The following is a 14,526-nucleotide window of genomic DNA, read 5'->3' as shown; positions in this document are numbered from 1 at the left end:
GGACGTTCCAACAGTAGTTTATCACGAAGGGTGAAGAAAGATGAAAAGAGCCGAAAGAATTAAACATATTTTAAATAACTTCGACAAGGAATCCTACAGAAAGAATCTGATTCATTGGTTTAAAGAAGAGCAGCGGATTCTCCCATGGAGGGAAAATCAAGATCCTTACCGTGTGTGGGTATCAGAAATTATGCTCCAACAAACACGTGTTGATACGGTCATTCCCTATTTTAATCATTTTATGGATAAGTTTCCTACACCTGACGCTTTAGCCCAGGCAGATGAACAGGAGGTCTTGAAAGCGTGGGAGGGCTTAGGATACTATTCCCGTGCGCGAAATTTGCAAAACGCTGTGAGAGAGGTTGTATCTGAGTACGAGGGAGTCGTTCCCGCTGATGCTGAAGAATTAGGCAACCTTAAAGGCGTAGGACCCTATACGCGAGGGGCTATTTTAAGTATAGCCTATGATATACCGGAACCGGCTGTGGATGGGAATGTGATGAGGGTCCTATCCAGAATTCTTCGTGTTGAAGATGACATTAGCAAACAAAGTACGAGGAAGCTTTTTGAAGGGCTTGTAAAAGAATTGATATCTGATGAGGATCCCTCTTCTTTTAATCAGGGATTGATGGAACTTGGGGCCCTTGTCTGTACACCCAAAACCCCTTCCTGTATGCTATGTCCAGTCCAAGAGCACTGTAGAGCCTTTGATGAAGGAGTGGAAACAGAGCTGCCGGTTAAAGCTTCTAAAAAGAAACAGAAGAAATCTCCATATTTACTGCTTCTCGTGCAAAACGAAAAGGGAGATGTACTTATAGAGCAAAGACCGGACACAGGTCTGCTCGCTTCCTTATGGCAGTACCCGATGGTTCCTCTTGAAGACATAGGTCATGAAGCGGTTGCAAATTGGTTTTATGGTGAATATGGTTTGAAGGTGGAAGTTGGGGAATCTGTGGATCGCATCAAACACGTATTTTCTCATTTGATATGGGAAATGGAAGTCATCAAGGTTACTGTAAAAGAAGGAACGCTTGACCATGAGCGTGCAATATTCATTGCACCTGAAGACATGGAAGACTATCCATTTCCGGTGTCCCATCAGAAAGCACACCCTCATATTAATCGATGACAGGATGAGTGCCGCTGGTCCAAGTAGCTTCTTGCTGCTCCAAGCCGCCGCGGCGCTTAATTTCTTCATTGATTTCACGTAAAAGGGTGATTCCTTCAGAGTTCAAATACGGAGAAGACTGTGAAAGTGCATAGTGAAAGTAACCAAGCTCTTTTTCCTGCCACTTTTGTTTCGGTTCCATAGATAAAGCGGATAAATCTCGTCCTACATACATACCATTTCATCCTCCTTCTTAGATACTTTATGTACATCTGACCTCCTCATACATGTAAAAAGTCACCTAATAAAACGTAACAAACTTGTAACTTAAATGTAACGTAACCATCCAATCCTTTATGTGACAAGGATAAGACAAAAAATGACCTCGTTTGGCGAAGTTTTAGACTATTTACAATTCGGTGTCATTTGTGAATAATTAGTAATAGAACATAACGATTATCCATTTTGACTTATACCATACATATGAGAGGGTTTTATAGATGAATAAAACGAAAGTGGTAACCGCTGTCTGTGGGTCTTTGATTGGAGCGTCATTGTGGGGGAGTTCCGTTTTTGCTGATGAATTACATAAAGTCAAATCCGGGGAAACATTATGGAGGATCAGCACGAAATACGATGCATCCGTTTCCGAAATCAAATCATGGAACAAACTTGATTCAAATCTTATCCGTGTAGGACAGACCTTGGTCGTCGAAAAGGGGACTGATGCTGCACCACAAACACAGCCAGAAAAGACAGAAACCGTTTCAGCCACTACTTATAAAGTGCAGAGTGGAGATTCTCTATGGGCCATTGCTAATCGTTATGGTTTGTCGGTGTCAGAACTGAAAGAGTTGAATGGATTGACAAATAACGTGATTTATTCGGGGCAAAATTTAACCGTCACAGGAGAAGTGAGTCCAAAACCATCCGCTCCTGTTAAAAAAGGAACGTCCGAAGAACAGAAGGCTGAGCCAAAACAAGAAACAAATGATACATATACGGTAAAGAGTGGAGATTCCTTATGGGTGATTGCTACTAAATACGGAATTTCTGTCTCTCATCTTAAGAACTTGAATGACCTATCCAGTAATGTTATTCATTCAGGGCAAAAGTTAAAAGTGGCCGGTGAAGTCACTCCTTCACCGACGCAAACTTCTACGAACAATAACACCGCGTCAAGCTCTGGTCTTATAGCGGAAGCGAAAAAGCATATAGGCACACCATATCAGTGGGGAGGTACAAGCCCGGCAGGATTCGATTGCAGTGGTTTCCTTCAATACGTGTTTGCTCAGGAAGGCTTAAGCATCCCACGTACCGTTGCATCTATATATGCAGATAGCAGAATGGATTCTGTAAGTGGTTCAAATCGTCAGGTTGGAGATCTTGTGTTTTTTGAAACTTATAAGCCAGGTGCTTCCCATGCCGGGATTTATGTCGGTAATAACAGTTTCATCCACACTGGATCTACAAATGGTGTTGAGATTAGTTCATTGTCCAGTAACTACTGGAGTCAACGTTATATCGGTACGAAAAGATTATCCCATTAATCCAAAACCGCTCTTTTTAAGGAGCGGTTTATTTTTTGAGAAGATTTTTGAATGAAAATCCCATCTCCTGTGCACAATAATTTTTGCGGAGGTGATAAACATGGCTAAGCAACCGAAACAAAACAAAACAGCAGCTGGTACAGACGTTAACCACGTGAAACAACAAAACCAACAAGCTGCACAAGGGAAATCCCAATACGGTGCTGAATTCGCTCAACAAACTGACGCTCAGCACGTACAGCAGCAGAACCAAAAATCTCAGGCTAAGAAAAAATAACCTGAGTCGTTGGTAGGTTGGCCAGGCTGCCTTTTAGCCTGTATCAATCCCCCGATTGAAGAAGTCGCCCCTTTAGCGGGCGGCTTCTTTTATTTACATACCTTTATAATATTATTCAACAATATGGCGGGATTGTTGAAGACTTGATTTCGAGATGTTTCGGGTTTCGTTTGCCGTATTGAGCGGTGGGGGTGGCTTCCACTATCCTGGTGTTTTAAGCATAAAGCTCACTATAACAACTTTTTCGCATACGTAATAGTGTTCTTGCGAGTTGATTCCCCTCCAATTACCATGTGCATAAAAGCAGCTTATTCCGGAAGTGGTTTCGAGATCCTTATATGGCAAAGGGGCGGAGGGGAATGGCGAGACTCCTGCGGGAAAAAAGTGCATGGTGAGACCCCACAGGACGCAGTCCGAGGAGGCTCACCGCGCTCCCGCGGAAAGCGAGCCATTCCCCGCAGCCCCCATCCACTCACCAAAAGTCTCGAAACTGAGTCTTCCAGAATAGGGAGCTATTGTGGAAGAATGGGGATGTTTTGTTCGTGATACTCTTGGCTCTGGTCCAATTGTTTTCAATCCACTTCATTTGTCGTTATAATAGGTAGAAGGTGAAATGGAATAGAAAGGGAAGGGGGGATTGTATGCCCGGCCCAGAAGCAGGTAAACGGATAGAAATCCAGAGCTATAAGCACAATGGGCAGTTACACCGAGTTTGGGATAGTACCACAATATTGAAAGGGACAAGACATGTGATCATCGGTGCCAATGACCGTACGGAAGTAACAGAAAGCGATGGCAGAAGATGGATCACCAGAGAACCGGCCATCTGTTATTTTCACTCTAAATATTGGTTCAACATTATCGGTATGTTAAGGAATGATGGAGTATATTACTACTGCAATATTAGTTCTCCCTTCGTTTATGAAGATGAAACCATTAAATATATTGATTATGACCTTGATGTGAAAATTTTCCCTGATATGACCTATAAAATACTCGATGAAGATGAATATGAAATTCATAAAAAACGGATGAACTATCCTCATGTGTTGGATCGCATCCTCTATAACAACATTGATATTTTAATCAGATGGATTCGTCAGCGTAAAGGACCGTTTTCTCCAGAATTCATCGATCAGTGGTATGAAAGGTACTTAACGTATAGATAATGACCGATTGCGCACTTATAAAAAGTGCGCTTCGTTGTTGTTTGAATGGTTTAGAAAGAAGGTGTTGTTTTGGACAGTATAAAAAGGTATTTGCGATTTGTGCAGCCTTACAAAGGGAAAATCATCCTCACTGTACTTATAGGAATCGTTAAATTTTCTATCCCTTTGTTAATGCCGCTCATTATTAAATATGTCATTGATGATATCATCAATGCGGAAGACATGACTCAGGCAGAACGACTGGATCAATTGTTTCTCATTTTAGGTGGAGCCTTTCTCGTTTTCCTCATCTTGCGCCCGCCCATCGAATACATCAGACAATATTTGGCGCAATGGATTGGGAGTAACATCTTATATGATATTAGAGAGAAGCTTTTCGACCATATCCAACGTTTGAGTTTACGCTTTTATTCTAGAACGAAAACAGGGGAAATCATCTCCCGTGTCATTCATGATGTGGAGCAAACGAAAACGTTCGTCATTACAGGCCTTATGAACATTTGGCTGGATATGATTACGATTGTCATCGCGATCATTATTATGTTGACGATGGATCCGTGGCTGACATTGGTATCTATTGCTTTGTTCCCTTTTTACGGCTTTGCGGTCAAATATTTTTATGCGAGGTTACGAAAGCTTACCCGCGATCGTTCACAGGCTCTTGCAGAAGTTCAGGGACATTTGCATGAACGGGTACAGGGGGTTCCTGTAACGAGGAGTTTCGCTCTGGAGGATCATGAACAGGAACAGTTTGATGTGAAGAATAAGAACTTCCTGGATAAAGCGATCACCCATACAAACTGGAACGCCTACACCTATTCTGTGACCAATACGATTACAGATCTTGCTCCATTATTAGTCATTGCCTTTGCGGGGTATCAAGTCATTACAGGTTCCCTGACCGTCGGTACAATGGTTGCTTTTGTCGGATATATGGATCGGGTGTATAATCCACTTCGGCGCCTCGTGAATTCAGCGACCGTGCTTACACAATCCATTGCTTCCATGGATCGTGTTTTTGAATTTGTGGATGAAAAATATGACATTGTCGATAAACCGGGGGCAAAGAAAATGGAACATGTAAGAGGCGATGTCAAAGTAGAGGATGTCTCCTTTAGATATGATGAAGAAGATCCCCTCGTCCTTAAAAATGTTAACTTGGACATTAAACAAGGAGAGACCATCGCTTTTGTCGGCATGAGTGGTGGAGGAAAGTCGACATTGATTAGTTTAATCCCTCGCTTCTACGATGTCACTGCAGGTCGAATCTCTATTGATGGAACAGATATTAGAGACTTTGAAGCCAGGTCTCTCAGAGATAACATCGGAATGGTGCTGCAGGATAACATCCTCTTCAGTGAATCCATTGCGATGAATATACGAATGGGGAACCCGGAAGCCACCGATGAACAGATGATCGAGGCTGCTAAAGCGGCTAATGCCCATGACTTCATCATGGAGCTTCCGAATGGCTATGATACGTTAGTCGGTGAAAGAGGTGTGAAATTATCTGGTGGTCAAAAACAGAGGGTGGCAATAGCGCGGGTATTCTTGAAAAACCCACCGCTTCTTGTATTAGATGAAGCAACTTCTGCTCTTGACTTGGAAAGTGAGCACCTTATTCAAAATGCTCTTGAACGTTTAGCTTCTGAACGGACAACATTTATCGTGGCTCATAGACTTTCTACTATCACCCATGCGGACCGGATCGTCCACATCGAGAATGGTGAAATCGTAGAGGTCGGTTCTCACCAGGAGTTAATGAAGAAGCAGGGCCATTATTATGACCTGTACCAAGTGCAGGAACTGGATGATCATAAACAAGAATATATGGGAACGTAATCAAGAGCTCAAGGTTCAAAACCTTGAGCTCTTTTTATCGTTCTTGCATGAAGAGATTTTCAATAATATGTGAGTCTTACAGAATGGGGAGCTGTGTTGGTAAAGGGGATAAAAGAAGCCGAGTATGCTAGGCATACTCGGCTTTGGGTGTCTATTTTTCTGATGTTTGGATAAAGTCATCTTGATGGTGCGCCTGGTAACTTTTCAGTAACTTCTTGAGTCGCTCTAACTGATAGTGGTATTCCATCAATTGCGAGGCAAGGGGAAGGAATACCAGTTTATCAGGATTGTTGCTTTTTTCATAAACGCTCATCAGTCGTTCAACGAGCAAAGGGATGTCAGGTTCTTCAAGGCGTCTCAAAGATTGTTTGTGAGTATTCTTGATACGTCCCTTAAGACTCAGAATTAATTTTTCATGTGCATTGACTAATTTATCGAGCTCTTGTACAACGGCATCTTGAAACTGTTCTGGAATTTGTTCAATTTTGTGTTCCAATCGGTAAAAAGCTTTCAGGACATCGAAAGATTTTTTTGTTGTTGTAATCAATTGACGGAAGAGCACCATTTTTCTTCCTTTAGAGAAGTGACTCCCTTTGAAATAAGTTCTTTCTTCTGAATAAAGAAGATAGGTATGGTCAATCCAACGCATATCGTCCTGGATTCTTGTGATTTCATATTTAAGGGCAGGTTCATCGGATAAGTTTCTTGTAGTCACTCTCAGCCATTGCAAAATATCGTTGGTTGCACGGTCAATTTTCGTAAATAGCCTTGTTTCATATCGCGGTGGGAGAAAGACAAGGTTGACGATAAATGCCGCGAGAATACCGAGCAGCATGGAAGTGAACCTGGAACCTGCGAAGTATAAAAAGGTTTGGTCCGTCGAATCCATCAGGGCAATAACAGCTACAACGGCTAGGGCTATCGTGTTTTCGTTCATTTTTAATGTCGTTGTCATCCCGATGACAAGAATGATTGCAAAACCTACGATGAACGGGTCGTTGCCGAGGGTAAAGACGGCAATAATGGCAATCAACGCACCAATTGTGTTTCCTTGTACTTGCTCAATGATGGATTGATAAGATCGATAAATGGAAGGTTGAATGGAAAAGACGACAGCGATCGCAGCGAGTAGAGGGGAGACGAAACCGATCAAATGCCCGATATAAAGGGCAATCCCTACAGCTAATCCTGTCTTCATCATTCGTGCGCCTAATTTCATGGAAGTCATCATCCTTTAACCGTAAAAATATCTTATTAAGAAAAATCGTTCAAAAGAGACTTTTATATTGAAAAGCCGGATGTTCCCATTATACATCATTTTATATGGAGGAGAACAAAAGAAAAAGCTTATGCGTCATACGCATAAGCCAAAGGGGAACCAGCCTAAGCTGGAACCTATGAAAAGGGAAAGAAATGAAACAAAGATCATAATTCGTGGGAATATTCAGAATTATGTATATATAATAGCATGAAGATTTTATATAATCAACTAAATATTCAGAAAAAAGTAGTAGAAAAATCTCCCCTGGGATATAGGGGAGAGGGGGGATTAATCGTTGGCCATGGTCTGGAATGTTTTTTCGACGGCTTTTAATGTTTGGTCGATATCTTCATCCGTATGAGCGGTCGTCAGGAACCATGCTTCATATTTAGATGGAGCGAGATTGATCCCCTCAGCAAGCATGAGCTTGAAGAAGCGAGCGAATCGGTCTCCGTCTGTATTTTCTGCTTGTTCATAATTTTCGACTTTCTCATCCGTGAAATATACAGTCAACGCGCCTTTCAAACGATTGATTTGAATTTGCACGCCGTAATTTTCGGCATGTTCTAGAATTCCTTTTTCCAAACGGGCGCCGAGCCTGTCCATTTCTTCATATACACCGTTTTCTTGTAGTACCTCGAGACAAGCGATACCTGCAGACATGGAAGCAGGATTACCTGCCATCGTTCCTGCTTGGTAGGCAGGTCCTAGTGGAGCGACTTGTTCCATGATGTCCGCGCGACCACCGTAAGCACCAATTGGAAGGCCGCCACCAATGATTTTACCCATAGCTGTCATGTCTGGTTCTATATCTAAGAGTTGCTGAGCGCTTCCGTATGTAAAGCGAAAAGCGGTAATAACCTCATCATAAATGACTAAAGCGCCGGCGTTGTGGGTAAGTTCGTTGACTTCTTGGAGGAAACCTGGTTTTGGTTCCACGATTCCGAAGTTTCCTACAATCGGTTCAACGAGCACACCTGCAATTTCATCGCCGAATTTTTCAAGGGCCTGCTTGAATGGTTCGATGTCATTAAAAGGAACGGTGATGACATCTTGTGCAATCGATGCCGGTACACCTGCAGAATCTGGTGTCCCTAGAGTCGATGGACCAGAACCTGCAGCTACGAGGACTAAATCAGAGTGTCCGTGGTAACATCCGGCGAATTTAATGATTTTGTTTCTGCCGGTATAGGCGCGGGCAACTCGAATGGTCGTCATCACTGCTTCTGTACCTGAATTGACGAACCTTACTTTGTCCAATGAAGGAATGGCTTCTTTGAGCATTTTAGCAAAACGGTTTTCGAGGACGGTCGGTGTTCCGTACAGTACACCGTTCTGCGCAGCTTTGGTTATGGCTTCTGTGATATGCGGATGAGCATGTCCCGTGATAATTGGGCCATATGCTCCTAAGTAATCAATGTATTCATTTCCGTCGACATCATAGAAATGGGATCCTTCTGCTCGTTCCATATAAACAGGAGTTCCGCCGCCTACGCCTTTATACGCGCGGGAAGGAGAGTTGACTCCCCCGACGATATGTTCTTTTGCTTCTTTATATAAGTGTTCCGATTGAGAAAAATTCATAAGTTACCTCCTAAACAATCTTTTTCAACGTTTATTGTAGCATGCTTGTCCATCCTGAATCACAAAGGTGCTTCCCGGATCCAGGGACCCGGAAAGCATCCTTTGAAAGGTTCCTTCACTCTAGAGCGTTGAAACAGTAGTCCGATCGATTACGAGGAAAGTAACACAGAGGACACTTAAGCCTCAGTGAAAACTGTTCTTAGTATAGGAATGCTGCACCAACGATGATTAGAAGGATGAAAAGAACAACGATTAGCGCAAAGCCTCCGCCATATCCGTAACTCATTCACAATTCCCCCTTTCCATTGTTTACTGTATCTTATGCAGACTTTGATCCTCGGGCTGTGCGTTCGCCCGGTTTTGCCTGAAAAATGGACCTTCAACCAGTTCGATCTATAAGAGGCATAGCATAAAAGACCCCTTGCATTCATATGAACAAGTAGGGCTTGTTTACTCGTTTTAAAAGGGGCTTATCTATGATTACGATCATTATTTCTACTCTTTCCCTCGCACTGATTGGAATGAGTCTCCGTCAGATTTTTCACTCCCTCGAATTTGAACACAAAATATTTTCTGTTCAACTCTTTGTGTCTGTTATGATGTTATATACGATTGTCATGGTTGGATTTGGAATTATTTATGCTGCCCTGATCCTCCAAGGGGTAGAAGTTTACAAGGCAGACGTGCCGTTTATCCAAGGTTATTGGATTCACGATATGATAAGAAGTGTGTACTTCAGCGGGGTTACCTTATTTACTGTCGGTTATGGAGATTTGACGCCTGTAGGGATCGGAAAATGGATTGCAATCATCGAGGCGATGGTGGGGTATACTCTACCGGCTGCACTTGTTGCGAAAGTTTGGTTAAAGCATAAAGAGGAACGCTGAAGTTGGAAGTTTGTCTATTTTTAAGGTAACCTAAATGGTAGAAACCATTTAGGAGGGTCTTATCATGACAGTTGAAAAAGGAAAACAAGTACAAGACTTCACACTACCAGCAAACAGCGGCGAATCCGTATCCCTTTCTGATTATAAAGGGAAGAACGTAGTCCTTTATTTTTATCCAAAAGACATGACTCCTGGTTGCACGACGGAGGCTTGCGATTTTCGTGATCATCACGAGAGCTTCGAAGATCTGGATGCAGTCATCTTAGGTGTCAGTCCTGATCCAGTGGAGTCCCATGAAAAATTCATCAACAAGCATGATCTTCCATTCCTTCTGCTTGCAGATGAAGACCATCAAGTGGCAGAACAGTTTGGTGTATGGAAACTGAAGAAAAACTTTGGGAAAGAATATTATGGCATTGAGCGTTCCACCTTTATCATTGATAAAGAAGGGAAGCTTGCTGAAGAATATCGGAAAGTTAAAGTCCAGGGCCACGTCGAATCCGCTCTGGAATATATTAGAGAAAACCTATCGTAAAATCAACCGAACCATAGTCTACAAGTGACTATGGTTTCTTTATCGTCTAATATAGAAGTAAAGGGGAAGGAGTTGATTTCATGAAGATCGTTTCTGCCATTAAAAGAGTCCCGGATGAAATCCAACTGAGACTTCAAACACGTTTTCCTGAAGCTGCCTTCATTTTCTGTCATGGTATGGGAGAAGCTAAATATTACCTTGAGGAAGCGGATGTCTTCATTACATATGGAGAAGATTTGGATAGAGAAAAGATACAGTCAGCTAAGAAACTGAAATGGATTATGGTCTTATCTGCAGGAATGGATCTGATGCCTTTTGATGAAATTGCCAAAAGAGACATACTCGTAACGAATGTAAGAGGCATTCATGCACAACCTATGGGAGAGTATGCGATTTCCATGTTGCTGCAAGTGTCCCGTAAAGCGAAAACCCTCATACAACAAGAAGAGAATGCAGAATGGAGCCGCCGCCCCGTAATGAATGAAATAAGCGGACGTACGATGGTTCTGCTCGGAACAGGAGCCATTCAGCAAGAAGTCGCCCGTTTAGCAAAAGCTTTTCAAATGAAAACGATCGGTGTATCCAAGTCGGGGAAAAAGAAACCGCACTTCGACCAGGCTTTTCCGGTTCAACAATTGGAACTTGTTCTTCCACGCGCGGATTTCGTTGTGGCTGCTCTTCCGAGTACCCCTGACACGAAATATTTACTTGAGGAGAAACATTTTAAAGTAATGCCCAAGCGTGCTATTTTTCTCAATATGGGAAGAGGGGACTTGGTTGCATCGGAAGTGATTTTAAATGCGGTGCGTAAAAAAGAGATTTCACACGCGGTGCTCGATGTCTTTGAGGAGGAGCCCTTACCTGAAGATCATCCGCTATGGCGGGAAGAAAATGTAACGGTAACACCGCACTTATCAGGGATCTCTCCTCACTATGTCCCAAGAGGGTTCGATCTCTTTGAAAAGAATCTGTCTGTTTTTATAAGTGGAGATGGAGAATTACGAAATATTATTGATCCAAAACGGGGGTATTAAGATGAGGATTTACACACGTTCAGGGGATAAAGGGGAAACTTCTCTCATATATGGTCAACGTGTAGCTAAAAATGATATCCGAGTAGAGGCTTATGGCACATGTGATGAAGCGAACTCTATGATCGGTCTTGCTCTCAGCCATTTGAATCATGAAGATTGGACGGATAAGGAAGCTTTTCTTCAAACCTTCCAGAAAATCCAGACGGTCCTTTTTCATGTCGGGGCAGAACTGGCTACACCTAAAGGGAAAGATGTCATGTGGAAGCTGAAAAAAGAGCACATTGATGAGTTGGAGAAACAAATTGATGAATGGGATCAGTTACTTGAGCCTTTGAAGAATTTCATACTGCCTTCCGGGCATCAGGCGTCCGCCTCTCTTCACCTTGCCCGGACGGTGGTTCGCAGGGCAGAAAGGATATCGGTGGCACTAGAAGAAGAATTGGATAACCAGCTCGTCGTCTCTTATTTGAATCGACTATCTGATTTCCTCTTCGTAGCGGCTCGATATGTGAATCGTCAACTTGGTGGAACAGAGACGCCTTTAGACCCGGATGTATGAGAGACCAACTTTTTGAGCAGTGCTTTATATTGACAATTCCTTTAAGGAAAGGTTACACTAATTGTAAGGATTCTAATTTAATAATATTATAAATCAAGAATCAGTTTATGAAAGCGAGGTGCATGACCGTGTCAGACCATCGACTCCAAGATGCCATTGATACACTGAAAGGCTCTGGTGTACGAATTACTCCACAGCGTCATGCGGTGCTTGAATACCTGCTGAATTCTATGACTCACCCAACAGCTGATGAAATTTACAAAGCTTTAGAAAGTAAATTTCCGAATATGAGTGTAGCCACGGTTTATAACAATCTCCGTGTATTCAGGGAAATTGGACTCGTACGGGAGCTTACTTACGGTGATTCTTCAAGCCGCTTTGATTGTAATACAAGCGATCACTATCATGCGATTTGCGAATCATGCGGTAAAATTGTTGACTTCCACTATCCAAGTTTGAACGAAGTGGAATCATTAGCTGAACAGGTGACTGGATTTAATGTAAGTCATCATCGCATGGAAGTCTATGGAACATGTACAGAGTGCCAATCGAATAACGCTCACTAAAACTGGAAGCGCTAGGCTTTCAGTTTTTTTATGATAAATCATAAAAAAACTCCGCTGCACGTGCAGCGGAGTTTTTTTGCTTGAAATCATTGGATCGTTCATGAATTACTGTCCTTGAGTTTCCTTCTGATATCGCTTTTTATTATATTTCTCATCAAAATCTTTTCCTTCTAAAGACTTGTCCATCGTCAAAGGCTGATCGCAGTGCATGCACGCATCCACACGACCGAGCATCTTGGTCGGTTTTTCACAGGACGGACAAACGATTTGTACGGTTTTTGTTGAAAGCATGCCGATCCAGAAGTATACGACTGTACTGAGGCCGACAAACCCCACGCCCAATATCATGAATGTAGCCATTGCCCACATCGTATCTTTGAATAACAACCCGATGTACATCACGCCGATGCCAAGGAAGATCAGCCAGAAAGCAAAGGAACGAATCTTGTTGATTTTGCTGCTGTATTTTAACGCCACTCAGGGTCCCTCCTTACTATCTACCACGTAGTATAGCATATTTTCTTTAGGCAAATATAATAGGAAAAGAGGATTTTGCCTAAACATAGCGAATAAACACAAAGAAAGGGAAATTGAATGTGGGGGAAAGAATATGGAAGATCTATTACGCCCGATTTATCAAGAGAAAGCCAGTCAAAGTAACACGCTGGGCATTCTTATTTTAGAGAAGAAGAAACCGATTAGTCCTGTAACGGATAATTTTGATGTCATTCTATTCATTATTGTCCGAGACGCGGAGGAACTATGGTATGTTAAACATTATGAATTTGAAAATAAATCAGCAGCAATGCATATAGTGGATGAAAAGCTCCTCCAGCATTGGATCGATACAAGTTCTTATCGTCGAGCTGTAGAATGGGTCATTAACGGCAACGTCATTTTTGAGAGAAATGAGTATCTGACGAATTTAAAGGAACACTTGCGGGAGTTCCCTCAACAAACCCGCAATTTAAAGAAGGCGATTGAATTTGCAAAATTGATTCGTAGTTATAGCGAATCTAAAGACTTGTATGATTCCGAGCAGTATTTGGATTCTTACAGTCGCATGGTAAACTCTCTTCATTATCTAGCGCGGTTATCCATTATTGAAAAAGGGTTCCACCCAGAAGTGACGGTTTGGAACCAGGTGAAGCGGATTGAACCAGAAATCTATAAACTTTACCAGGAACTCATTGAAAGTGATGAACCTACAGAGAAAAGAATACAGTTAATGATCCTGGCTGTGGAACACTCGATTAGTAAAAGGTCAAGGGCAAGTGCTCAGCATTTGCTGCAGCTCATGAGTGAAAGAGAAGAGCCCTGGTCGTTTGGAGAACTGAAGGTGCATCCTGAAATTCAAGAATACATCTTGGACTTATCTTCAATGATTGAATATCTTGTAGACCATCATGTCATTGAAGTTGTGCCTCAGGATACGAAAGGGCCGCAAATATTCCATAGAAGATACAAGCCTGTTGACCAATATGTAGATCAGTGAAAAGATCCCCTCTTCTGAGTAGGAAAAAGAAGAGGGAATCTTTTTGTAAAAAGTTATTGACGGTAGAATTCACAGCGTGCTATATTAATAAGCGTCGCATTAAGAGAGCGGCAACGAGCTAAATAAAATCATGAAATAGTTGTTGACACAAAACGACATACATGATAAATTATTACTTGTCGCATTAAGAGAGCGGCCAGCCGCAAACGGCTTAACAAAATAAATCATAAAAAGTTGTTGACACAAACAACTGGACATGATATATTGATTGAGTCGCTGTTTTGAAGCGGCAAACAAAACATTGATCTTTGAAAACTGAACGAACCAACCAGTACGTCAAAACATTTCTTCTTTAAAGAAGAAATTTGAAACAAGCACATTCGGTGTGCAAATGAGCAAGTCAAACTTAACTTTTATGGAGAGTTTGATCCTGGCTCAGGACGAACGCTGGCGGCGTGCCTAATACATGCAAGTCGAGCGCGGGAAGCGAGTGGATCCCTTCGGGGTGAAGCTCGTGGAACGAGCGGCGGACGGGTGAGTAACACGTGGGCAACCTGCCTGTAAGATCGGAATAACCCCGGGAAACCGGGGCTAATGCCGGGTAATACTTTCTTTCGCATGAAGGAAAGTTGAAAGATGGCTTCTTGCTATCACTTACA

General features: G+C 42.4%; 16 protein-coding genes and 1 rRNA gene. 12 read left to right on the top strand and 5 right to left on the bottom strand.

Annotated elements, in window-relative coordinates; all coding sequences use genetic code 11:
• The first annotated feature begins 40 nt into the window (after positions 1-40).
• Positions 41-1,129 carry an A/G-specific adenine glycosylase gene (gene mutY / locus BLS23_RS14915; RefSeq protein WP_089653796.1) on the top strand — a complete coding sequence of 363 codons (1,089 nt, stop codon included), beginning with the start codon at positions 41-43 and terminating at the stop codon, positions 1,127-1,129.
• Here mutY and BLS23_RS14910 read toward each other — a convergent pair.
• Positions 1,119-1,343 carry a cytosolic protein gene (locus tag BLS23_RS14910; protein ID WP_089653794.1) on the bottom strand — a complete coding sequence of 75 codons (225 nt, stop codon included), beginning with the start codon at positions 1,341-1,343 and terminating at the stop codon, positions 1,119-1,121. The genes mutY and BLS23_RS14910 overlap by 11 nt on opposite strands.
• Before the next feature lie 265 nt (positions 1,344-1,608).
• Between BLS23_RS14910 and BLS23_RS14905 the strand changes: the two genes are divergently transcribed.
• The 4 genes from BLS23_RS14905 to BLS23_RS14890 all read left to right on the top strand — a co-directional run bounded on the left by BLS23_RS14905 (position 1,609) and on the right by BLS23_RS14890 (position 5,946).
• Positions 1,609-2,658, top strand: coding sequence for a C40 family peptidase (locus tag BLS23_RS14905; protein WP_089653792.1), 1,050 nt, complete (start codon positions 1,609-1,611; stop codon positions 2,656-2,658).
• A 100-nt stretch (positions 2,659-2,758) separates the two neighbouring features.
• On the top strand, positions 2,759-2,935 hold the full coding sequence (locus BLS23_RS14900) for a gamma-type small acid-soluble spore protein (protein ID WP_089653790.1): 177 nt from the start codon (positions 2,759-2,761) through the stop codon (positions 2,933-2,935).
• 641 nt (positions 2,936-3,576) lie between these two features.
• On the top strand, positions 3,577-4,104 hold the full coding sequence (gene ntdP / locus BLS23_RS14895; RefSeq protein WP_089653788.1) for a nucleoside tri-diphosphate phosphatase: 528 nt from the start codon (positions 3,577-3,579) through the stop codon (positions 4,102-4,104).
• Between the two features lie 69 nt (positions 4,105-4,173).
• Positions 4,174-5,946 (top strand): ABC transporter ATP-binding protein, encoded by a 1,773-nt coding sequence (locus tag BLS23_RS14890; protein ID WP_089653786.1) that lies wholly within the window; start codon positions 4,174-4,176, stop codon positions 5,944-5,946.
• 151 nt (positions 5,947-6,097) lie between these two features.
• On the opposite strand, the gene BLS23_RS14885 is transcribed toward BLS23_RS14890, so the two are convergent.
• The 3 genes from BLS23_RS14885 to BLS23_RS14870 all read right to left on the bottom strand — a co-directional run bounded on the left by BLS23_RS14885 (position 6,098) and on the right by BLS23_RS14870 (position 9,077).
• Positions 6,098-7,165 (bottom strand): FUSC family protein, encoded by a 1,068-nt coding sequence (locus BLS23_RS14885; protein ID WP_089653784.1) that lies wholly within the window; start codon positions 7,163-7,165, stop codon positions 6,098-6,100.
• Positions 7,166-7,495: 330 nt separating this feature from the next.
• Entirely contained in the window at positions 7,496-8,791 is a 1,296-nt protein-coding gene (locus BLS23_RS14875) for a glutamate-1-semialdehyde 2,1-aminomutase (RefSeq protein WP_089653780.1), read from the bottom strand.
• Positions 8,792-8,990: 199 nt separating this feature from the next.
• A complete protein-coding gene (locus BLS23_RS14870) occupies positions 8,991-9,077 on the bottom strand; it encodes a YjcZ family sporulation protein (RefSeq protein WP_089653779.1) in 87 nt (28 codons plus the stop codon).
• A gap of 190 nt (positions 9,078-9,267) precedes the next feature.
• Here BLS23_RS14870 and BLS23_RS14865 point away from each other — a divergent pair, with 190 nt between their 5' ends.
• From BLS23_RS14865 to perR, 5 genes are all read left to right on the top strand, one after another.
• Positions 9,268-9,678: a potassium channel family protein gene (locus tag BLS23_RS14865; protein ID WP_089653777.1), complete on the top strand. Its 411-nt coding sequence runs from the start codon at positions 9,268-9,270 to the stop codon at positions 9,676-9,678.
• A gap of 64 nt (positions 9,679-9,742) precedes the next feature.
• Positions 9,743-10,213: a thioredoxin-dependent thiol peroxidase gene (gene bcp / locus BLS23_RS14860; RefSeq protein ID WP_089653776.1), complete on the top strand. Its 471-nt coding sequence runs from the start codon at positions 9,743-9,745 to the stop codon at positions 10,211-10,213.
• Positions 10,214-10,293: 80 nt separating this feature from the next.
• On the top strand, positions 10,294-11,247 hold the full coding sequence (locus BLS23_RS14855; RefSeq protein ID WP_089653774.1) for a D-2-hydroxyacid dehydrogenase: 954 nt from the start codon (positions 10,294-10,296) through the stop codon (positions 11,245-11,247).
• Between the two features lies 1 nt (position 11,248).
• The gene (locus BLS23_RS14850) at positions 11,249-11,806 is read left to right on the top strand and encodes a cob(I)yrinic acid a,c-diamide adenosyltransferase (RefSeq protein WP_089653771.1); all 558 of its coding nucleotides are present in this window, start codon (positions 11,249-11,251) and stop codon (positions 11,804-11,806) included.
• Between the two features lie 122 nt (positions 11,807-11,928).
• Positions 11,929-12,372 carry a peroxide-responsive transcriptional repressor PerR gene (perR, locus tag BLS23_RS14845; protein ID WP_089653921.1) on the top strand — a complete coding sequence of 148 codons (444 nt, stop codon included), beginning with the start codon at positions 11,929-11,931 and terminating at the stop codon, positions 12,370-12,372.
• A gap of 105 nt (positions 12,373-12,477) precedes the next feature.
• On the opposite strand, the gene BLS23_RS14840 is transcribed toward perR, so the two are convergent.
• Entirely contained in the window at positions 12,478-12,849 is a 372-nt protein-coding gene (locus BLS23_RS14840; RefSeq protein ID WP_089653769.1) for a YgzB family protein, read from the bottom strand.
• Positions 12,850-12,982: 133 nt separating this feature from the next.
• Between BLS23_RS14840 and BLS23_RS14835 the strand changes: the two genes are divergently transcribed.
• Both BLS23_RS14835 and BLS23_RS14830 read left to right on the top strand, forming a co-directional pair.
• Entirely contained in the window at positions 12,983-13,867 is an 885-nt protein-coding gene (locus BLS23_RS14835) for a nucleotidyltransferase-like protein (RefSeq protein ID WP_089653767.1), read from the top strand.
• Between the two features lie 412 nt (positions 13,868-14,279).
• A 16S ribosomal RNA gene (locus BLS23_RS14830) occupies positions 14,280-14,526 on the top strand; the annotation flags it as partial.

The organism is Halobacillus aidingensis (assembly GCF_900104185.1).
Lineage (GTDB): Bacteria > Bacillota > Bacilli > Bacillales > Halobacillaceae > Halobacillus > Halobacillus aidingensis.
The sequence above is the reverse complement of the archived record's forward strand: the minus strand, read 5'-3'. Positions and strand labels throughout refer to the sequence as shown.